We start from the raw sequence: 22,085 nt of genomic DNA, 5'->3' as shown, positions 1-22,085 counted from the left end.
CGCATCGCCACCGCCACCACCCTGCGCCTGCCCGCCACCCTCGTCTTCGACTACCCCGACCCCACCACCCTCGCCCACCACCTCCACACCGAACTGCTGCCGGAAGAGGTGACGTCCGCCGTTGACGACGAGGAAGCGGAGCTCCGCAAGACCCTGCAATCGATACCGCTCACTCGGATACGGGAAGCAGGTCTGCTGAGCCTGCTGCTCGAACTCGCGAACCCCGGAGGCAGTGAGCTCGGGAAGAAGCCCGCCGAGGAGCAGACCGCCGCGATCAAGAGCATGGGGGTCGACGAACTCCTCGCAGCGGCGCAGCGCACAGTCCAGTAATGACCCCACCCGAGACGCCGGGCAAGTGGTTTCAAGGCATGGAGGCAAGGAATGGACGATGTCAGGGACCGGACTGTCACCGTGGACGAGGTGAGGGCGAAGTACCCGAGTGACCCGGGCCTGCTCGAACAGGTCTTACGCCCGTACCGCGACAACTGCAAGTACCTGAAGGCGGCCACTATCACCGTGGAGGGCGACTCGCTGGAAAGCGGTCGGATCACGGCGACCTGCGAGTTCGAGATCCCGGAGTCCTGCTACATCGACGACACGGGTCATTTCAACTCGGTCGAGTTCAATATCTGTTTCAACCAGATGTTCTACTACGTCGCCGCGAAGGCCGTGCAGGAAGGGTTCATGTATCCCTTCTCCCGGTGGTCGACCGAGGACTACTGGAAACGGCAGTTGGCAGACTTCCTCATCACCGACTTCCGCAGCTCGTTCAGGAGCGCGATGAGCGGCCGGTCCTTCCGCGGCGAGATCGAGGTCGTCGACATCGCCGAGTGGGAGGGAAGCGATATCAGGGACCCGCTCATCGTCATGCGTACCCAGTGCCGTTACTGGGACGAGTTCGGGGGCGAGTCCCGGGGCGACATCAGCATCGCCATCACGAATCCGCCGCCCGCCACACACTGATTGCCGCCGCTGCGCGATGCCCAACACCCATGTGGCGGTGATGGGTCCTGCTCCCGCGGCCGTCGTTGGCCGGGCGCACTTGTCCACGTGTGTCACCCACAGGATCCGATGCCCTCGGCACGCACCAACGCGGGGCCGGTCGCCGGTCCCCTACCGAGATCCCTTTCCGCCATTCGAGAGTGGAAGCGACGATGCGCAACTCTGAAGTCTCCGCAGCGGTTGAGGATGCCGCGTACGACGAGCCGATCGCAGTCGTCGGCATGGCCTGCCGACTGCCGCAGGCTCCCGACACGCGCGCGTTCTGGCGCATGCTGGTCGACGGCCGGAGTGGCATCACGGAAGTTCCGGCTGACCGCTGGGACGTGGACGCGTACTACGACAAGGACAGTCGGAGCCCGGGTCGAATCAACACCCGCCACGGCGGGTTCCTCGACGGTGTGGGTGACTTCGACGCCGCGTTCTTCTCGCTCTCGCCGAGGGAAGCGGCGGCCGCCGACCCACAGCAGCGGCTGACACTGGAGCTGTGCTGGGAGGCGTTGGAGGACGCGGGAGTACTTCCCCGCGCCCTCGTCGGAGAGCAAGTGGGCGTCTTCGTAGGGGCGATGGCCGGCGACTACGCGCTGGCTTCGCAGCGCGGCGGGGCCGAAGCGGTGGACCAGTACACGTTCACAGGGCTCAACCGTGCGCTCATCGCTAACCGTGTCTCGTACACCTTCGGGCTACACGGTCCGAGCATGACGGTGGACTCCGGGCAGTCTTCCTCCCTCGTCGCCCTGCACCTGGCGTGCGCGAGCCTGCGCTCGGGAGAGTCGGAGCTTGCCCTCGCTGGTGGAGTGCACCTCAACCTGGCCCCGGAGAGTGCCGTCAGCGCGGCAAAACTGGGCGTGCTTTCCCCAGACGGGCAGTGCTACACGTTCGACGAGCGGGCCAACGGCATCGTCCGGGGCGAGGGCGGTGGCCTGGTCGTACTCAAGCCGCTCGCGCGCGCCGTGTCCGATGGCGATGACATCTACTGTGTCGTCCGGGGCAGTGCGGTGAACAACGACGGCTCCGGCCAGGGCCTCACCGCCCCCAACCCCTCGGCCCAGGAGGCGGTCCTGCGGACCGCCCACCGCCGGGCCGGTGTCGTGCCCGCAGATGTGCAGTACGTGGAACTCCACGGCACGGGAACCCGGCTCGGCGATCAGGTGGAGGCCGCGGCACTGGGAACGGTGTTTGCCGCCTCACGCGATGCGGAGTCGCCGCTCCCCGTGGGCTCGGTCAAGACCAACATCGGTCATTTGGAGGGAGCAGCAGGCATCGCCGGGCTGCTCAAGACGGCGCTGAGCATCCACCACGGTGTCCTGCCGGCTCAGCTGAACTTCGTACGGGCGGACGACCGTGTTCCGCTCGACCGGTTGGGCCTGAGTGTTCAGCGGGAGAACACCCCGTGGCCGCACACCGGCTCTGAGCGGCTGGCCGGGGTCAGTTCATTCGGCGTGGGCGGCACCAACTGCCATGTGGTGATCTCCTCGCCGCCCGCGTCCGGTGCAGGGCTCGCCGCTGAGCCTGACCCGTCGGCCCGCCGCGCGGCGGGCGTAGTGCCGTGGCCGGTGAGCGGCAGGACCGCAGCGGCCCTGCGGGAGCAGGCCAGGAGACTGCACGACTGGGCGGAGGAGAAACCGGAGCTGGATCCGGCGGACGTGGCGTTCTCGCTTGCGACCACCCGTACGCCGATGGAGCACCGGGCGGTGACGATCGCAAGCGACCGCGAGGGACTGCTCGCGGGCCTTCGCGCCGTCGCCGCCGGAGAGACGGTCACCGGGACCGTGCGGGGCATGGCGACTCGCCCCGCCAAAACCGTCTTCGTCTTTCCAGGGCAGGGCTCGCAGTGGGGGCGGATGGCGGTGGAGCTGAGGCGCTCCTCCCCCGTCTTCCGGAGGCGGATCGAGGAGTGCGCCGACGCCCTGGCGCCCTTGACAGGCTGGTCACTGACCGACGTACTGGAGGGATCGGACGGCGCACCTCCGATGGACCGTCTGGACGTGGTCCCCTGCGTGCTGTTCGCGATGATGGTGTCGCTCGCCGAGCTGTGGCGTTCCCACGGGGTCGAACCCGACGCCATTGTGGGGCATTCCCAGGGAGAGGTCGCCGCCGCGTGCGTAGCCGGTGCCCTGACACTGCCGGAGGCTGCCCGGATCGTCGCCGTGCGCTCCCGGGCCGTCAAGCGGTTCGCGGGCAGCGGCGGCCTGGTGTCTGTGGCCAGGTCCGAGGAGGAGACCCTCCGTCTCGTGGAGCAGTGGGGCGGCCGACTGTCCATCGCCGTGGTGAACGGCAGCGCGTCCACCGTCGTCAGCGGCCTCAACGAGGTTCTCGACGAGTTGCTGGCCATGTGCCGGGAGGCGGGGATACGGGCGCGCCGGATTCCTTCCACCGACTACGCGGGCCATTCGTCGCAACTCGACGTGCTGCACGACGACGTGACGTCGGCGCTCGCCGGACTCCGTCCGCGCGGAGTACCCGTCCCCTTCTATTCCACCGTCACCGGCGGCCGTATCGACACCGCGGGTCTGGACAACGCGTACTGGTTCCACAACATGCGTGACACCGTGCGCTTCGCGAAGGCCACGCGCGCCCTGCTCTCGGACGGCTACGAGGTGTTCCTTGAGATCAGCCCGCACCCCGTCCTGGTGCAGGGCATCGAGGAGACAGCCGAGAGTTCGCGAGGCGAGGAGACGACGGCAGGTCAAGTGTCCGCGCTAGGCACGCTGCGACGGGACGAGGGTGGGCTCGACCGCTTCCTCACGTCCCTCGCCGAGGCCTATACGCGCGGGGTCGACGTGGACTGGACGGCAGCGTCCGAGGAGACAGGAGCGCGGAGGATCAAGCTGCCCTGCTACGCCTTCCAACGGCAGCGGCACTGGCTGGATTCGGCGGCGGGTCCGTCCCCGGCAGATGCCGCGGACGCAGGACGTCGTCACGTTCACCCCACGACGGAGGCGGCCGTGTCCTGGCGGGAGGAGGGCGGCATCCGGAGCGAATCCGAGGCGTTGGAGCTGCTTCGTAGGCACGCAGCCGACTTGCTCGGACACCCGGGCCCGGAAGCAGTCGACCCGGCTCATCGCTTCCGCGACCTGGGCTTCACTTCGCTCACGGCGCTTGACCTGCGGAACCGCCTTCAGGACGCGACGGGACTGCGGCTGCCGTCCACGCTGCTATACGACCACCCCACTCCCCAGCAGGCGGCCCGCTTCCTGCTCGAGCAAACCCATGGCCCGCACGCGGCGGATGCGGCCACTATGGATGGGGCGGACATGGTGGCCGCCGCGCCCCCGGGACCTGGCGAGGTCGAACCCCTCGCCATCGTGAGCATGGCCTGCCGCTTTCCCGGCGGTGCTGACACCCCCGAACGGCTGTGGCACCTAGTGGCCTCCGGCACCGACGCCATCTCGGAGTTCCCGGGGAATCGCGGCTGGGACCTGGAAGGTCTGTACGATCCGGAACCCGGCCGCCCCGGCAAGACCTACGTCCGCAGTGGCGGGTTCCTGCACGACGCCGACCGCTTCGACGCCTCGCTCTTCGGTATCAGCCCCCGTGAGGCCCTGGCCATGGACCCGCAACAACGGCTGCTGCTCGAAACCGCCTGGGAAACGCTGGAACGCGCCGGAATGGACCCCATGTCGTTGGGCGGCAGCCGGACCGGGGTCTTCGTCGGAGCCATGGCGGGAGACTACGGGCCCCGGCTGCACGAGATACCCGAGGAGGTCCAGGGTCACGCGCTCACCGGGCTCGCCGCCAGCGTGCTGGCTGGAAGACTCTCCTACACCTTCGGGTTCGAAGGCCCCGCGATGACATTGGACACCGCCTGCTCCTCCGCGCTCGTGGCCCTGCACCAGGCAGCTCAGTCGGTGCGCTGCGGGGAGAGCGACATGGCACTCGCGGGCGGTGTGACTGTGATGTCGCAGCCCGGTGTCTTCCTGGAGTTCAGCAGGCAGCGCGCCATGTCCTCGGATGGGCGGTGCAAGTCCTTCTCGGCCGACGCCGACGGCACCGGCTGGAGCGAAGGCGTGGGACTGCTGCTGGTCGAGCGCCTGTCCGATGCCCGGCGTCAGGGCCACCCCGTCCTCGCGCTGCTGCGCGGCTCGGCGACCAACCAGGACGGCGCCAGCAACGGACTCACCGCCCCCAACGGGCCGTCTCAGGAACGAGTAATGCGGGCCGCGATGGCCGACGCCGGGCTGGAGCCGCACCAGATCGACATGGTCGAGGCGCATGGCACGGGCACCCGACTGGGCGATCCGATCGAGATCCAAGCGCTGACAGATGCCTACGGCCGGGGCAGGAAGCAAAGCCATCCCCTGCGGATCGGTTCGCTGAAGTCGAACATTGGCCACACTCAGGCCGCGGCCGGAGCGGGCGGAGTCATCAAGATGGTGTTGGCTCTGCGGCACGGACTCATGCCACGCACCCTGCACGCGCTAACGCCGACGCCGCACGCTGACTGGTCGGCAGGTCTGGTGCGTCCCCTGATCGAGGAAGTCCCCTGGCCCCGGGGCGAGCAGCCCCGTAGAGCCGGTGTCTCCTCTTTCGGTCTCAGCGGTACCAACGCTCACGTAATCCTGGAGGAGGCCCCAGACATTCCGCGGCCCGCCCAGGCCGGGGAGGGGCCCGCGGACGCGGAACAGGCCGCCGGCGCGGTGCCGGTGCTGTGCCCGGTCTCCGGACACAGCACCGAGGCACTGCGAGCGCAGGCCGCCGCATTGCGCGAGCACTTCGCCAGCCGCCCTGGGCAACCTCTGTCGGACGTCGCCCTCTCTCTGGCGACCGGTCGGGCAAACCTGGACCACCGCGCGGTCGTCCTAGCCCAGGACACCGCGCACTTCCTGATCGGCCTGGAAGCACTGGAGAACGGCAGACAAGCGCCCGGCCTTGTACGGGACAGCGCCTCCACACGGGGATTCGGCATACTGTTCGCCGGGCAGGGAAGCCAGCGGCCGGGCATGGGCCAGGAGCTGTACCGCGCCTTCCCGGTGTTCGCCGAAGCCCTCGACGAGGTGTGCGGGCACCTCGACCCGTATCTCGAACGTCCGCTCCAGCAGGTGATGTTCGCCCCGGAAGGGTCAACGGCGGCCGCACTGCTCGACCGCACCCGCTACACCCAGCCCGCCCTGTTCGCCTTCGAGGTCGCGCTGTACCGGCTCGTCGAACGGCTCATCCAAACCCCCGCTGTCCTGATGGGCCACTCGGTCGGCGAGTTGGCCGCCGCGCACGTCGCCGGTGTACTGAATCTGTCCGACGCCTGCACCCTCGTGGCTGCCCGGGGCAGGCTGATGCAGGCGTTGCCCTCCGCCGGTGCGATGGTCTCCCTCCAGGCGACGCAGGACGAGGTGCGGCTACTCATCGAGGGGGGCACCGGCGCCCTCGACATAGCCGCGGTGAACGGCCCGAACTCCGTTGTCATCTCCGGCGACCAGGAGGCGGCCGAGGAACTGGCCGAACGCTGGCGGGCCGCGGGGCGGAAAGCATCTCGGCTGCGGGTCAGCCACGCCTTCCACTCGCCGCACATGGACGGGATGCTGGCGGAGTTCGGTGACATCGCCCGCGGCCTGCGGTACGCCGCGCCGCAACTGCCGGTCATCTCCAACGTGACCGGTCGCCCGGCGGCTGAGAACGAGATCCGCTCGCCGGCCTACTGGGTGCGTCACGTGCGCGAAGCTGTCCTCTTCGACTCTGGCGTCCGGCGGATGGCCGCTGACGGCGTGGGCTCCTTCCTCGAACTCGGCCCGCGCGGACAGCTCTCGGCGATGGGGCGACTGTGCCTGGCCGACAGAGTCGCGTCGGGCGAGGCGCACTTCGTGTCCGCCGTCCGCGGGGACCGTCCGGAGGCCGAGACGATGGTCGAGGCCATGGCGGAACTACACTGCAGGGGTGTGGCGCTGGACTGGAAAGCACTCCTCGGTGGCCACGCGGGACCCCGTGTCGCACTGCCGACGTACGCCTTCCAGCGCGAGCGCTACTGGCTCGCGGAAGCGGAAACCAGGTCCGCGGACCTCAGTTCGGCGGGGCTGCGATCCGCTGGACATCCCCTGCTGGGCGCGGCCGTTGAGCTGCCTGACACCTCGGGGTTCGTCTTCTCGGGGCGGCTGTCCCTGGGCAGCCACCCCTGGCTCGCCGACCACTCGGTACTGGGCACCGTCCTGCTCCCCGGCGCCCTCTTCGCGGAATGGGCGCTCCACGCCGCGCGCCGCCTGGGCACGGACCAGGTCGCGGAACTGACGTTGGAGACGCCGCTGATCCTGCCCGAGCAAGGAGCCGTCGACATCCGCCTCACGGTGGACGGCCCCGATGCCGCCGGCAATCGCCGCGTCACCGTGCACTCACGGGCCGAGGATCACCTGACCGCGGAGTGGACACGGCACGCGGTCGCGGTCCTGGCGACCGACGCGGACCACGACCTCGCCACCCCGTCACCGGCATCCCCGGCGCGTACGGCCGGCTGGCCCCCGCCAGGGGCCGAGCCGGTGGACACCAACGGACTGTACGACCGGCTCGACGGAAGAGGCTTCCACTACGGCCCTGCCTTCCGCGGCTTGCGCGCCGCCTGGCGCGGTGGGGACGACGTCTTCGCGGACGTCGAGGTTGATTCGGGGCTGACGGTGCCCGCAGGCGGCTTCCTCCTTCACCCGGTCCTTCTCGACGCGGCCCTGCACGCGGCGTTCATCCCGTTCCTGGACGCGGCCGGCGGCACCTACCTGCCGTTCGCCTGGCGCGGGGTGCGGGTACATGCTCCCGGCGCGCGAGCCGCGCGCGTCCACGTCACGCCGAACGGCACAAACGCGGTGACAATCACCGTCACCGATGCCGATGGCGCACCGGTGGCCTCGGTCGAGTCGCTGGCCTTCCGCCCGGTGACGGCCGAGCAGCTGGGCACAGGACACGCTGCCCAGCTGCTGCAGCTCGTATGGAAGGCGATCCCGAAGCCGCGGGCCGCACCCGCGAGCAGTCAGCAGTGGGCCTTTGTGGGCACCGACCACACCGGGGTGACCGGCGCGTTGAAGTCGGCCGGAGGCCAGATCGCCACCTACCAATCGCTGCACTCCCTGGACGACGGACTGCGGCGCGGCGAGCCGGCCCCCGACGCCGTCCTCGTCTCCTGCACCGATGAGACCACCGACGTGCGGACCGCTGTCCAGCGGGCACTCGTCCTGATTCAGGAATGGCTCGCCGACAGCCGGCTGGCCGGTTGCCGACTGGCGTTCATCACCCGGGGCGCCGTCTCCGCGGAACCGGGGGAGGACGTCCCTGATCTGGCCGGAAGCGCAGTGTGGGGCCTGGTACGCGGTGCTCAGTCGGAGCATCCCGGTCGGTTCGTCCTGGTGGATCTGGACGAGGTGGACGGGGCCGGCGGCGCTCTCACCGCCGCTGTGGAATCCGGTGAACCGCAACTCGCCGTCCGCCGGGAGAACCTGACCATCCCCCGTCTGAAACGCTGCCGACCGGTGGGGCACGAACCCGCGGACGGTCCGCCCGTACCCGCCCGCCGCTGGGACCCGCGACGCACCGTCCTGGTGACCGGCGGCACCGGTGCCCTCGGCGCCCTGGTCGCCCGCCATCTGGTGGGCAGGCACGGAGTGCGGCGCCTGCTGCTGCTCAGCCGCCGGGGGCCCGGCGCTCCGGGTGCCGACGAACTGGCCGCGGAACTCCGCGAGCTGGGCGCCCATGCCGACGTGGTGGCCTGCGATGTGGCCGACCGGGCCGACCTGGAACGCTCCCTGGCCGCGATACCCGCCGAGCACCCGCTCGGGACCGTGATCCACACCGCGGGGGTCGTGGACGATCAGATGGTCGCCGCGCTCACCCCGCGCAAGCTGGATACGGTGCTGCGGCCCAAGGTGGACGCGGCTCTGCATCTGCACGAACTGACCCGTGAACGCCCGGACTGTGAACTGATCCTCTTCTCCTCGGCAATCGGCGTGCTGGGCGGCGCGGGGCAAGCCAACTACGCGGCGGCGAACGCCTTCCTGGACGCACTGAGCCACCGGCGCAGGGCCACCGGCCTGCCGGGGATCTCGCTGGCCTGGGGACTGTGGGGCCATGCCGACGGGCTCGCCGGGAAGCTGGGACCCACCGGACTGACCCGGATGAGGAGCTGGGGCGTGGCACCGCTCTCCGTCGACCAGGGACTCGCCCTGCTGGATGCCTCCGCCACCCGGGATGAGGCCGTGCTCGTGCCGGTGCGGACCGACGAAGGAGTCCTGCGCTCCCGCCCCGACACCGTCCCCGCGGTACTGCTCGAGCTCACCAAGCCGCGCCGTTCGGATCGCCCGCTGCCCGTCGGGCCGTCCGACGAGGGGCGGGAACTGAGAGGACGACTTCGCCAACTGCCTGCGGCCGAACAGGAACTGACCGTCCTTGAGCTGGTATGCGCCGAAGTGGCCGCCGCGCTCGGGCACGTGAGCGCGGCCGCTGTCGAGCCGGAACGGGAGTTCAGTACAGCAGGGCTCGACTCGCTCACCACCCTGGAACTGAACACCCGGCTGAACCGGGCGACAGGGGTGCGGCTGTCGGCCACGGCGGCCTTCGACCACTCCACCCCGGCCGCGCTGGCCGGGCACCTCGCAGGCCTGATCAGAAGTCAGCCGGCATGACACCGCACAGCGACCGGTCTCCAGAGCACGGACTGCGCCACGCCGACGGAGGGAAGAGACTATGCACATAGTGATCGCCGGTGCCGGGGTGATCGGCCTGGCCACCGGCTGGCGGCTCCTCCAGCGCGGCCTGGGCGTGACCGTCATCGACCCCGCCCCCGGCAGCGGCGCCTCGCACGCGGCGGCCGGAATGCTCACTCCGATCGCGGACAAGACGTGCGAGGACGGGGCACTGCTGCGGCTCTGCCTGGCTTCGCATGAAGCCTACCCGGACTTCGTCACCGAGCTCGAAGAGGTCTCCGGGCTGCGCACGGGATACCGGCGTGACGGCATTCTGGAAGTCGCTTTCGGCGGAGCCGACCTGGCAGTCCTGGAGAACGAGCGGCGTTTCCGGGACTCGGTCGGGGTCGCTTCCCGCACGGTCAGCGCCGCCGAGTGCCGCGAACTGGAACCCATGATGGCTCCCGAGGTGAGCGGTGGTCTGCTGGTCCCCGGCGACGGCTCGATCGACCCTCGTCTCCTCACCGACGCGCTGCTGACCGCTTTCCGGTCCCTCGGCGGCACGTTCGTCGCCGACCGAGTGACGGACGTGCTGGTCGACGACCGCGCGACCGGCGTACGACTGGGCAACGACGACATCGTGCACGCCGACCGAACGGTGCTCGCGGCGGGTTGCTGGACGCATCGGATAGGCGGGCTGCCACCCGGCGTGGTGCCGGAGATCAGACCCGTCAAGGGACAGACTCTGCGGCTACGTCCGGACCCCGCCGCCCCCGGCGGCGGCGCGTCCCCGAAACGCACCACCCGCGGCCGCATCCGCGGATCCGCGGTGTACCTGGTGCCGCGCACCGACGGTGAACTCGTCGTCGGCTCCACACACGAGGACCGGGGCTACGACCGGACCATCACTGTCGGCGGCCTGTGGAAGCTCATGCGGGACGCCCAGGGGCTGCTACCCGGGGTCGCCGACATGGCCTTCGCCGAAGCCGCCGCGGGCCTGCGGCCCGGTTCCCCCGACGATCTACCGCTGCTGGGCAGCACCATCGTTCCTGATCTCCTGCTGGCCACCGGGCACTTCCGTTTCGGGGTGATGCTCACTCCCGTGAGCGCCGGGGCCATGGCGGACCTGCTGGTCACCGGCGAACTGCCAGAGGTCGCCAAGCCGTTCTCCCCTGACAGGTTCGCCCTGTGAAGGCCGCTGCCGGTGGTACCGAGCGGCCCCGGCCGCGGAGTGGCAACCCGCCGCTCCACCGAGCCTCGTGCCCCGCTCCCCAGAGCAACGATCGATTGCCGTGAAACGAGGTGTGCAGACCATGACCGCCGTCGCACTCGGTCTTCCCATGACCGCGCCGCCCAGCCTGCCGGACGTGCTCAGATTCCGTAGCGAGCAACAGCCCGACGATACCGCCTACGTCTTCCTGCGCAACGGCGAGATCCCTGGGGACGACCTGACCTACCGGGAGCTCGACCTCGCCGCTCGCGCCAGAGCCGCGGCCGTCGCCGAGCTCGGCGTCAGCAGCGCCGTGCTGCTGTACCCGTCCGGACTCGAATTCATCCGGGCCCTGCTCGGCTGCATGTACGCGCGCGTGGCCGGCGCGCCCGTACAGGTTCCTACGCGGGCGCGGGGCCTGCGGCGGCTGCGGCGTATCGCCGACGACGCGGGCACCACGACCGTCCTCACGACGGCAGCCGTCAAGCGCGAACTGGAGGAGCACTTCGGTGACCAGCCGGAACTGGCCGGGCTGACCCTGGTGGACACCGAGTCGCTGCGGCCGGAAGCAGCCGCCGAATGGAACGGGCCCGCTCCGGAACCCGACGACATCGCCCTGCTCCAGTACACCTCCGGCTCGACCGGAGACCCCAAGGGCGTGATAGTCACCCACGCCAACTTCCGCGGCAACGTCGTCGAGACCGACGACCTGTGGCCATGCGGGGTCGACGGCGCCATCGTGAACTGGCTGCCGCTCTTCCACGACATGGGAATGCTGTTCGGCGTGGTGCTCCCGCTGTGGGCCGGTGTCCCCGCCTATCTGATGGCCCCGGAAGCGTTCGTCCGCCGCCCGGTGCGCTGGCTGGAGGCGATCGACCGCTTCCGCGGCACCCACTCCGCCGCCCCCAGCTTCGCCTACGAACTGTGCGTACAGGCCGCGGCGGAGGGCAACCTGCCCGAACGTCTCGACCTGTCCTCCTGGCGAGTCGCGGTCAACGGAGCCGAGCCGGTGCGTCCGCACACGGTTCGCGCCTTCACGGACACCTTCGCTCTCCAGGGTTTCGACCCGCGGGCGATGTGTCCGGGGTACGGGCTCGCCGAGAACACCCTGAAGGCGTCCGGAAGCCGCCAGGACCGTGAACCCGCGGTGCTCCGGCTCCTGGCCGACGCCCTCCAGGAGGGCCGGGTGGTACTAGTGGATGCGACTGGCGCCTTCGAGGACAACGGACCGGATGTCGTTCCCGTCGTGGGTTGCGGGAGCACCATCGGCGCCACACGCATACGTATCGTGGCCCCCGACACCCGCACCGCCTGCCCGCCGGACAGGGTCGGTGAGATCTGGGTCAGCGGCCCCTGCGTCGCCGGGGGCTACCGGGGCAGGCCGGAGGAGACCAGGGAGACCTTCGCCGCGCGCGTAGCGGGAGAGGAGGACAGCGGTACGTGGTTGCGTACCGGCGACCTCGGTTTCCTGCACGACGACGAGGTCTTCGTCACCGGCCGCCTGAAGGACGTCATCATCCGTAAGGGCCGTAACTACTACCCGCAGGACATCGAGCTGTCGGCGGAGAGCGCCGCCCCCGGACTGCGTCCCAACTGCGCCGCCGCCTTCTCGGTGGACGACGGAATGACGGAGCGGCTCGTCGTGATGGTGGAGGTGGACGGGCGGGTGCTCCGGGACACCGGCGAACAGGGGCTGCGGGAGCGCGTCCGGGACGCTGTCCGTGACGCCCACCGGCTGGAGGTGGACGAGATCATGCTTATCCGCCGCGGATCGCTGCCCAAGACCTCCAGCGGCAAGGTCCAGCGCCGGGCGTGCCGATTGCGCTTTCTGGACGGCGAGTTCAGCACCATCGCCCCGGCCGCGCGGCGGAGCCTGTGATGGCGGCCCGGTTGCGCTCCGCCGATGCCGTCGCGGGCTCCCGCATCGTGGGTCTCGGCGCGTACCGGCCCGCCCGGATCGTTTACAACGACGAGGTGATCCGCTCCATCGACTCCAGTGACGAATGGATCCGCCGACGGTCAGGGATCGTCAGCCGGCGCTTCGCCGAACCGGACGAGACCGTGGTCACCATGGCGGCTGAGGCAGCGGTGAAGGCACTGGCGCAAGCGGGTGTCGCACCCGGCGCGGTCGGTACGGTGCTCCTCGCCTCGATGTCCCACCTGGAACAGTCCCCACCCGCCGCGCCGCAGGTTGCCCACCAGATGGGTGCCCATGCCGCGTCGGCCGTGGACATAGGCGCCGCCTGCGCCGGCTTCTGCCACGCGCTGGCCGTCGCCGACTCCCTGATTCGCTCCGGTGCCAGCGGCCATGTCGTCGTGGTCGGCTCGGAGAAGATGTCCGACATCGTCGATCCCACCGACCGCGGCACGGCGTTCCTCTTCGGTGACGGCGCCGGCGCGGTGGTGGTCGGCCCCGCCCACGAGCCCGGTATCGGCCCCGTGGTGTGGGGAGCCGACGGCGAGCAGCGGGACCTCATCGCGCACTCGGGGTCCTGGCTGGATGTCCGCGATGGGGCGGCCCGCTGGCCCACCCTGCGGATGTCCGGACCCGAGGTGTACCGCTGGGCGACGCGGACCGTGCCGCGGATCGGGCAACAGGCCCTGGACGCCGCGGGTCTCGACGTTCAGGACCTCGCCGCGTTCATCCCCCACCAAGCCAATGTCCGCATCGTCGACGGGGCGGCCAAAGCGCTGCGTCTGCCCCCGCACGTGGTGGTGGCCCGAGATGTCACCGAGGCGGGCAATACGTCCGCCGCGTCCATCCCGCTCGCGATGGACAGCCTCCGCACGCACGGCGCAGTCGAGGGCGGTGGCCACGCGCTCCTTGCCGGATTCGGGGCAGGCGTGACGTATGCGGCACAGGTGGTGACCCTGCCATGACGGGGTGCCGTACGCCGCAGTTCTCCGCCGGGAGACGAGAGGGAGGCGGACCCAAGCATGCCGCACAACCTCCGAAGCATGCTGGTGCTCCTGCACCAACTCGCCCTTGTCATCGAGGGCGCAGCAGCGTTATTAACTCCCGGCCCAGGTCGCTGCTCGACCCCGGCGTGGAGGTCTGGCTGCTGCGCGGTGGCGAGATGACGCATCTCCCTACCGGCGCAGACGGGTGTTCAGCGTCGGCATCAACCTCAAGTCCCTGCACGCCGGAGTCATTTCCCTCGTTGACCTCCACTGCTACGTGAACTGGGCCACATCTACAAGACCCTTCGCGGCATTCGCGTTGACGACGCAGCGCTCTGGCGAGCGCCGACGGTCGAGAAACCCTGGGTGGCCGCGGTCGACGTGTTCGCCATCGCCATCGGCGCCCAGCTGCTGCTCGTGTTCGACCACGTCCTCACTGCGTCGGGCACCTTCCTCAGCCTGCCGCAGCAAAACAGCCGGTACTGCCCCCGGGGCCTCGGGCTCCACCTGAGTCGGCCGTCGGGTCCCGCCTCGCCCGGCAGGTAATTCTCGAAGGCCGCCGGATCCGGGCGCCGGAGCCGGAGGCCCGGCTGCTGGTCGACGAGAGCGCCGAGCTGGACCCTGCCATCGAGCGGAGCGTCGAACGCCTTCGCGGACCCGCCGTGGTCGCCAACCGGCACATGCTGAACCTCGCCGAGGATCCAGTGGACGAATTCAGCCGTTACATGACCGAGTTCGCACTCCAGCAGGCTTTGCGTCTTTACAGCTGCGACGTGCGTGACAAGGTCGGTCGCTTCTCCGCGGCGAAGACGGCGAGCCGGAATGAGCGGTGTGCAGGAGCCACGTGTCCGCTACGAGAAGAAGGACCGCGTCGCCGGCTTCACGGTCGACCGGCCCGCCGTGCTCAACGCCATGGACCTGTGCACGCGCGAGGAACACGCGAAGATCTGGAACGACTTCGAGGCCGACGACGAGGCCTGGGGCGCCGTCCTGACCGGCGCCGGTGACCGCTCCTTCTCGGTGGGGCAGGATGTGCGCGAGCGGACGCGGCTGGACTGGGAGGGAGCGCCGCGGTCGATGTCCGGGAGCCGCGGCTGACCGACCGGTTCGGCCTGCCCGAACCCATGAACGCCCGGGTGAACGGCTACCCGCTGGGCGGTGGCATCGAACTTGCCCTGGCCTGGGACCTGATTGCCGCCTCCGACCACGCGGTTCGCCCTGTCCGAGGCCCGCCTCGGCCTGGTGTCCGGTGCCGGCGGTGCGTTCAGACTCGCCCGGTAGCTTCCGATGAAGATGGCGATCGGGTACCTGCCGACCGGCCGTCGCATGACGGCTGACGTCGCGCTTCGCTTCGGTCTGGTCAAACGAGATGGGTGCCGCCCGAACAGCTCGACGAGTGTGTCGACACGGGGCCGGACGACTTGCTGCGCAGCGCCCCGCTTGCCGTCCGGTCGATTAAGGAGGCGGTGTCTGAGGTTGATGGGCATACCGGTGGAGGAGCGGTTCAGCACCCCGTCCGAGTGGGAGCAGCGGCGGCGGAACAGCCAGGACGCCATCGAGGGGCCGCTGGCGCTCACGGAGCGGCGCGAACCTCGGTAGCTGGGCCGCTGCCGAGGAGGGCGCGCTGCGCCCCCCTCGGCTCGCTCAGCCCTCGGCCCACCCGTGGTTCTTGCCGAACTGCAGCAGTCCGCCACGGACCTGCAGAATTTGCTCGCCGGTCAGTGAGGGCGCCGCGGTCAGCAGGACCTCGGTGACCTCTTGGAGATACTCGTCCGCGGCGAGCACGTCGCACAGCGAGTCGTCGCCGTCGGCCTGCCTGGCCGGGGGAGCAGCCGCTACAACGGGCGCCGCAGGATTGTGCGGTTTGCCGTCCGCTCCGTCGGCGAGCCGGACGGACGTGGCCTTCAGCCCGCGGTCGCCCTCCTCGACATCGAACTCGACGGCGAGGCCCGGATGCAGGTAGTGCTCGGGGATCCGTAGATCGTTCACGTGCAGGAAAACATCCTCCTCTCCATCCTGCGGAGCGATGAATCCGTAACCTCGCACACCGTCGAACCGCACCACACGACCGGCAACCATGCCACCAACCCCCAAACAAACCGGGCCACGTGCCCGGACCAACACACCTTGGGTTAGTAAGATAAGCCAGGGGGCCCGGTGAAGCGAGTGCACAGCTCACTGGGACACAGAGGAATCGGACCAGACGTCGACGGCCAGCAGCCGGGACGGTTCCGGGCTCGCGGTCCGGTGCATGAGAAGTTCGACGAGCCCTTGGCCCGGTGCGTGCTCGATGTTGACCCCGATCTCGCCAACGACCGCGAACACCCGAGGCGAGTGAGTGTCGTGGGTGTTCCGCAGCCGCCACCAAGCAGGTACGACCTGGGCGGCTTTGTAGGGCCGGTTACCCAGGGGAGTGAGTACGAGCCTGGGGAGGTTGCCAGGCTCATCAGGAGCCTCCGCTACTGCCTCCGAGTGAACTGGACCGCCCACGCCGCACACCTCGCCGACAGGGCCACGCACTCGGGCTCTCGATGGTCCGACCCGGTGGCAGGCATCCCGCGGCACGAGTTCGTGCCGCGATGGTGGCACCGCGGCACTGGAGGATGGACCCTCAACGTGGGAGAGGACGACCATCAGCGATGGCTCGACACCGCGTACAGCGACCGCTCACTCATCACCAGCGTCGGCCCTCTTCACGCCGACCACGCCGCGCAGAATGACCACCCCGTCGGCCTGCCGACATCGTCGAGCACCCTGCCGAGTCTGCTCGTGCGCATGTTCCCGCACGCCCGCCTCGACGACCTCCAGGTCACCAGCATCGATGTCGACCCCTACCTCGTCGACGCCGCCCGCGAGCGCCTGGAGCACATCAAACTGCGCCCCAACCTCGCGACGCTGGACGCCACCGGCGAACTGCCCGGAGCCTACGACCGCATCGTGGCCACCGTCGGCGTCCGGCCGGTACCCGTCAACTGGCTCGCCGCGCTCCGACCCTGCGGTCGGCTGGTGACGACGATCGGCGGCACATCGCTCATCGTCACTGCCGATAAGCGGCAGGACGGCAGCGCCGTCGGCCGAGTCGAGTGGGACCGCGCCGGCTTCATGCGCACCCGGCACGGCGCCGACTACCCACCAGAGACGCGGCAGATTCTTGCCGCGGTGCGCGAATCAGGACGGAGAGGACGTCACCACCGGCCCCTATCCGGTCGTCGACGTCGAGCAGGCGTGAGACCTGGCCTCGATGCTCGACATCACGGTGCCGGGCATCCTGTACGGCTACACGGAAGACGCCGGGCTACGCACGGCGTGGCTCGCGCACCCGGACGGCTCCTGGCCCCGCGCCACAGCCGTGGGCTCCGACCCGTCTACGGTTCACCAGTGGGGGAGCGGTCGCCTGTGGGACACCCTCGACGAGATCCGCGCCTACTGGCTCCAGCACGGCGAGCTCCCTGTGCGTGGAGCCCACGTCCTGATCACACCGGACGGCAGAACGAGACTCGCTCGCGGTGCGTGGAGGGCAGAGCTATAAGCACTTCACACACCGCGTGGGTCCAGCGCAGCCGCGCTACAGGCCCTGGCGCCTGGAGGTTCAGAAGGCTCCCCGTGCGGCCTTGGGCGTTGGGTCTGGGGTGGAGGTGGTAGAGGGCCCATACGCTGCCGTGCGTCGACCACTTGGCTGTGTGCGTGAGTAGCGACACCGTCTGTCGGTCAGCGGCGGCAGCACCCGGTCTTGTCGGGGAGCGGTATCACCGAGTTTCGACACCGCCTGGGTGCTTGCGGTGGGAGCATTGAGGTGCTCTGCGTGGTGAGGGGGCGTGGATGCCGCCGAAGTCCAAAGTCGATCTGTACGCGGCGATCCGCCGTGATTCCCGGGCCGGACTGTCGAGCCGGGCCCTGCAGCGTAAGTACGGAGTGGGCTTCCGCACGGTTCGCAAAGCGCTGACCTCGGTCTGGCCGGAGCCGCGTAAGAAGCTCCCGCCGCGCAGGACACGGCTGGACCCTTACAAAGGGCTGGTCGATGAGATGCTGCGGGCGGATCTCACCGCACCGCGGAAACAGCAGCACACCGCCAAACGGATCTTCGACCGGCTGGTTGCCGAGCACTGCGCGGACGACATCACCTACGGAATTATCCGCGCCTACGTCGCGGAGCGTCGCGAGGAGATACGGATCGTGGCTGGCCGGGGCATCGCGAAGGCGTTCGTGCCTCAGTCCCACCGGCCGGGCGCCGAGGCGGAGGTCGACTTCGGCGACGTGACGATCCGTCTGGCTGGCCAGCAGGTCAAGTGCAGCCTGTTCTCCTTCCGCCTGTCGTACTCGGGCAAGGCCGTGCACCGGGTGTCCGCCTCCGGCGGCCAGGAGGCGTTCTTCGAAGGGCATGTCCACGCTCTGAGCGTGCTCGGCGGGGTGCCGACCGGCAAGGTCCGTTACGACAACCTCAACTCGGCTGTCGCCCAGGTGCTGGGCTTCAACCGGGCCCGGGTGGAGACCGAACGGTGGACCGCATTCCGCTCTCACTTCGGCATCGAGGTCTTCTACTGCCGCCCCGGCATTGAGGGGGCTCACGAGAAGGGCGGGGTGGAGGGGCAGATCGGTTACTTCCGGCGCAACCACTTTGTCCCCGTTCCCGAGGTCGGCTCGCTGGCCGAGCTGAATGCGATGGTCGACCGCTGGGACGAGGAGGACGACGCCCGGCGGATCCGCTCTCGCCCGCGGACGGTCGGCGAGTACTTCGCCGCGGAACAGCCGTTGCTGAAGCCGTTGCCGGTCGAAACGTTCGAGACGGGCCGGCTGTTCGCACTGCGGGTGGACCGCTACGGCCAGATCAGCGTCCGCACGAACCACTACTCGGTGCCGGTGCGGCTGATCGGGAGACGGGTGCGCGTGATGCTGCACGCCTCCGAGCTGGTGGTCTACGACGACGGCGTCGAAGTCGCCCGGCACGAACGGCTGATGACCAAGGCCGGGTCCCGGCTGGTGCTGGACCACTATCTGGAGGCGCTGGTCCGCAAACCGGGAGCCCTGCCCGGATCGACCGCGCTGGAACAGGCCCGATCGGCGGGGAAGTTCACCCCGGTCCACGACGCCTGGTGGGCAGCGGCCTGCAAGGCGCACGGCGACCGGGACGGCACTCGGGCGCTGATCGAGGTCCTGCTGCTGGGCCGGCACATGCCGCACGAGCACCTTGTCGCCGGAATCGCTGCGGCGCTGCGGGCGGGAGCGATGACCTCGGACGCTGTCGCGCTGGAGGCCCGCAAAGCAGCGGAGGCCGACGACACCACCGCCCCGACCGTGCTGCCTGAAGGGCCGGAGTCCGACCGGTTCGGGCATCCGAAGGTCACGTCCCTGACCGAGCGGAGGCTGGCGCACCTACCGCCGGACAACCGGCCGCTGCCCTCGGTGGCCGTCTACGACCAGTTGCTGCGACGACGCCGGCCCGGCGGCCGGCCCAACCCCGAGGGAGAAGAGCCGTGACCGTCAAACGCCACCGTGGTCTGACCGAGCAGGCCGCCGACGCGGCCATCGAAGCATCCTGCAAGGCACTGCGACTGCCCACAATCCGGGGTCAGTTCGCTGACATTGCCGAGTAGGCGGCCAAGGGCCAGATGACCTACCGCGGGTTCCTCGCGGAACTGCTGCTGGCCGAGTGCGACGACCGGGCCCGTCGGCGTTCCGAGCGCCGGATCAAGGCCGCCTCATTCCCCCGGGAAAAGTCCCTGCGGCAATTTGATTTCGACTCCAACCCGAATATCGACCCGGCCGTGATTCACACCCTCGCATCCTGCGAATGGGTGAAGAAGGGACTTCCGCTCTGCCTCATAGGAGATTCCGGCACGGGGAAGTCCCACTTGCTGATCGCGCTCGGAACCGAGGCCGCGATGGCGGGCTACCGGGTGAAGTACGTCCTGGCCACCAAGCTGGTCAACGAGCTGGTGGAGGCCGCCGATGAGAAGCAGCTGACCAAGACGATCGCCCGCTACGGACGCGTCGATCTCCTCGCGATCGACGAACTGGGATACATGGAACTCGACAAACGCGGCGCCGAGTTGCTGTTCCAGGTCCTGACCGAACGAGAGGAAAAGAACAGCGTCGCCATCGCCTCCAACGAAAGTTTTGGAGGGTGGACCAAAACGTTTACGATCCCCGGCTCTGCGCGGCCATCGTCGACCGTCTCACCTTCGGCGGGAACATCATCGAGACCGGCACAGACTCCTTCCGTCTCTCCCAGACCCGAGCCAGGGCCGAACAGGCCGCAGGCTGAGGATCGCAACAGTCCCTTCCTCTGTTCGTTTCCGTGCTCCGTTCCACTACGCTCAAGGAGGTCATCAACTACCACATGACATCTGCCCGGTGATGAAGTCGGCGTGGGGTGCGCGTCCCCGCCCCAGCCGACACTGGACGGCTTCAGGCGCAGCCATGGGTCGGCACATCCGGACGCCGACGACCCCGATGGCGCGTCCCGCCGGGCGGCGAAAGGGATACGCCGTGCCTTCGGTTTCGGCGAACTACCGTACCCTGCTGCGCACTTCGGGTGCCGCGGCCTTCTTCCTTCCCGCCGTTGTCGGGCGTCTGGGCATTGCCATGACGGGAATCGGCATCGTCTGGCTGGTGCACACACGCACCGGGTCGTATACCGCCGCAGGTCTCGTCACCGGCGGGTTCGCTGTCGCTGACGCCGTTGCCGGGCCCCAGATCGGGCGCCTCGTCGACCGGTTCGGGCAGACGCGGGTGCTTCCCTGCGCGCTGGGCGCGCATGCCGGCGCCGTGGCGTTGCTGCTTGCCGGCGCCGTGCCGGACCTCGTCGCCGGAGTGCTCGTCGGGGCAACGCTGCCCCAGCTCGGTGCCCTGTCAGCCGCTCGCTGGTCCGCCCTGCTGTCCGGCGAACGGGTTGCCGCACTGCCCGCCGCCTTCGCGCTGGAGGCCCTCGCCAACGGCGTGTCCTACCTGGCCGGCCCGGCCCTGGTGAGCGTCCTCGGTGCAGCGGGCCGCCCAGGCGCCGGGGTGCTGCTCGCCGCCGCGCTCGTCGTCGGCGGCGGGCTCGCCTTCGCCGCCCAGCGCCGTACCATGCCGCCCCTCACCGGCCGCGCCGAGCGTCGGTACGCCGGGCGCGCCCTGCTCCGCTCCGCATTCCTGCGGCAGGCCGCGCTCGGCCTCGCGCTTGGGGTGTTCTTCGGCGCAATGCAGGTGTCCGTTGCCGCATACGCCGTTGGACGCGGCACGCCGGACGCGGCAGCCCTGCTCTATTTCGCCGCCAACTGCACCAATCTGGTGGGAGGTTGGGCCTACGGAGCGTGGCACCACGGCGGCTCACCCCGGCGCCGCCAGGCCGCAGCCGCCGCCTGCCTCGCCCTCGCGAGCCTCCCGCTGACCTTCCTCGACGCGCCCCTCGCGGTCGGCGCCACCCTCGCCCTGACCGGACTCGCCGTGCCGGTCCTCCTGATCCTCACCTCCGTCCTCACAGAGTCGTCGGTCCCGCGCGCCGTCCTCACCCAGGCGTTCACCTGGGGCAACTCCGCAAGCGCGGCGGGATCAGCGGGCGCCGCGGCAGCCGTGGGGCGGGTGGTTGACGCGGGCGGTGCACACGGCGGCTTCGTCGTGATGACGGGGGCCGCGATGGCGATGATGGTCCTGGCGCTCGGCGGTCTGCGGAACTCATCAGCAGTCGAGAACAAACGACCTTGACATGAGCCGAAGGACGGCCACCATCAGGACACCGAGGAAGGAGCCGAGCGCCCCCAAGCGGTGTCAAAACTTACCGACATTCTCCGCCTCACTGAACAGGAACCGCTGCCAGGACTCATCGAGATGCGGTGTTCTGTCTCATCGACAAAGCCATACGCCTCATTTTCTTCGTCGTTGGTGCGATCGAGGTCTTGGTTCAGCGCGTGCACAAGGCGTCGGCGAGGGAGAATTGCTGGCAGAACAAACTCCGGACGGTAGGCGTCGGGCGAGGCCGCCTGGTGCGCTCCAAGGTGGCGGTTGACGGTGAGGTGGCCCCCGGAGTGTGGACACAGGGGCTCATGCCGCGATTGAGAGTGCAGCTGCTCGCAGATGCTGCTGTTCGAATTCGGCTGGCGAGAGGTAGTTGAGTGCGCTGTGGCGCCTGCGGGCGTTGTAGTAGGTCAGCCACTGGAAGTCTCCAGCCTCGCCTGACGCATCGTTGAGAACAGTCTCTGGTGCATCGTCTCCCTCTTGAGCCCAGGGTCATTGCGTGAAGGCGGTCGGTCCGGTTCGCCGGTCTCGTGTGTGACGTGGCGTCATGTCCCAGCTTGGTGCGAGAAGAGCCCGGGAAGCAGAGCAGGCACGGCGCTGGTGATCATGTGGTTGTCGAGACCCATGAGAACCGAGCGAGACCGTGCCTGCCCGAACATCATCGCCCATGC

14 protein-coding genes and 2 pseudogenes are annotated in these 22,085 nt (G+C 69.4%); 13 read left to right on the top strand and 3 right to left on the bottom strand.

Annotated features, from left to right (window positions below):
• From AB0D14_RS43060 to AB0D14_RS43025, 8 genes are all read left to right on the top strand, one after another.
• Positions 1-330: acyl carrier protein (locus tag AB0D14_RS43060; RefSeq protein ID WP_362790422.1), on the top strand; the 330-nt coding region annotated here is incomplete at its 5' end.
• 51 nt (positions 331-381) lie between these two features.
• The gene (locus AB0D14_RS43055) at positions 382-963 is read left to right on the top strand and encodes an FcoT family thioesterase (protein ID WP_362790419.1); all 582 of its coding nucleotides are present in this window, start codon (positions 382-384) and stop codon (positions 961-963) included.
• A 191-nt stretch (positions 964-1,154) separates the two neighbouring features.
• A complete protein-coding gene (locus AB0D14_RS43050; RefSeq protein WP_362790416.1) occupies positions 1,155-9,590 on the top strand; it encodes a type I polyketide synthase in 8,436 nt (2,811 codons plus the stop codon).
• 61 nt (positions 9,591-9,651) lie between these two features.
• On the top strand, positions 9,652-10,782 hold the full coding sequence (gene thiO / locus AB0D14_RS43045; RefSeq protein ID WP_362790413.1) for a glycine oxidase ThiO: 1,131 nt from the start codon (positions 9,652-9,654) through the stop codon (positions 10,780-10,782).
• 121 nt (positions 10,783-10,903) lie between these two features.
• Entirely contained in the window at positions 10,904-12,679 is a 1,776-nt protein-coding gene (locus tag AB0D14_RS43040) for a fatty acyl-AMP ligase (protein ID WP_362790411.1), read from the top strand.
• A complete protein-coding gene (locus tag AB0D14_RS43035; RefSeq protein ID WP_362790408.1) occupies positions 12,679-13,680 on the top strand; it encodes a beta-ketoacyl-ACP synthase III in 1,002 nt (333 codons plus the stop codon). The genes AB0D14_RS43040 and AB0D14_RS43035 overlap by 1 nt, the downstream gene beginning before the upstream one ends.
• 387 nt (positions 13,681-14,067) lie before the next feature.
• The gene (locus AB0D14_RS43030; protein WP_362790406.1) at positions 14,068-14,247 is read left to right on the top strand and encodes a hypothetical protein; all 180 of its coding nucleotides are present in this window, start codon (positions 14,068-14,070) and stop codon (positions 14,245-14,247) included.
• A 285-nt stretch (positions 14,248-14,532) separates the two neighbouring features.
• On the top strand, positions 14,533-14,799 hold the full coding sequence (locus AB0D14_RS43025; protein WP_362790404.1) for an enoyl-CoA hydratase-related protein: 267 nt from the start codon (positions 14,533-14,535) through the stop codon (positions 14,797-14,799).
• A 546-nt stretch (positions 14,800-15,345) separates the two neighbouring features.
• Here AB0D14_RS43025 and AB0D14_RS43020 read toward each other — a convergent pair.
• Entirely contained in the window at positions 15,346-15,780 is a 435-nt protein-coding gene (locus AB0D14_RS43020) for a cold shock domain-containing protein (RefSeq protein ID WP_362790401.1), read from the bottom strand.
• 96 nt (positions 15,781-15,876) lie between these two features.
• Positions 15,877-16,026 carry a hypothetical protein gene (locus AB0D14_RS43015; RefSeq protein WP_362790431.1) on the bottom strand — a complete coding sequence of 50 codons (150 nt, stop codon included), beginning with the start codon at positions 16,024-16,026 and terminating at the stop codon, positions 15,877-15,879.
• Positions 16,027-16,476: 450 nt separating this feature from the next.
• Here AB0D14_RS43015 and AB0D14_RS43010 point away from each other — a divergent pair.
• From AB0D14_RS43010 to AB0D14_RS42990, 5 genes and pseudogenes are all read left to right on the top strand, one after another.
• Positions 16,477-16,719 (top strand): annotated as a pseudogene (locus tag AB0D14_RS43010) (protein-L-isoaspartate(D-aspartate) O-methyltransferase); the annotation flags it as partial.
• A gap of 223 nt (positions 16,720-16,942) precedes the next feature.
• Positions 16,943-17,230, top strand: a complete 288-nt coding sequence (locus tag AB0D14_RS43005; protein ID WP_362790428.1) for a hypothetical protein — start codon at positions 16,943-16,945, stop codon at positions 17,228-17,230.
• Positions 17,231-17,520: 290 nt separating this feature from the next.
• Entirely contained in the window at positions 17,521-19,176 is a 1,656-nt protein-coding gene (gene istA, locus AB0D14_RS43000) for an IS21 family transposase (RefSeq protein ID WP_362790399.1), read from the top strand.
• Positions 19,173-19,963 (top strand): annotated as a pseudogene (istB, locus tag AB0D14_RS42995) (IS21-like element helper ATPase IstB). Before istA ends, istB begins: the two are co-directional and overlap by 4 nt.
• Before the next feature lie 224 nt (positions 19,964-20,187).
• On the top strand, positions 20,188-21,384 hold the full coding sequence (locus AB0D14_RS42990) for an MFS transporter (RefSeq protein ID WP_362790397.1): 1,197 nt from the start codon (positions 20,188-20,190) through the stop codon (positions 21,382-21,384).
• A 336-nt stretch (positions 21,385-21,720) separates the two neighbouring features.
• Here AB0D14_RS42990 and AB0D14_RS42985 read toward each other — a convergent pair whose 3' ends face one another.
• The gene (locus tag AB0D14_RS42985) at positions 21,721-21,828 is read right to left on the bottom strand and encodes an IS3 family transposase (protein ID WP_362790425.1); all 108 of its coding nucleotides are present in this window, start codon (positions 21,826-21,828) and stop codon (positions 21,721-21,723) included.
• Positions 21,829-22,085: the final 257 nt, after the last annotated feature.

This window comes from Streptomyces sp. NPDC048484 (genome assembly GCF_040651415.1).
Classification (GTDB): Bacteria; Actinomycetota; Actinomycetes; order Streptomycetales; family Streptomycetaceae; genus Streptomyces.
This window is presented reverse-complemented; position numbering and strand designations above follow the sequence as displayed.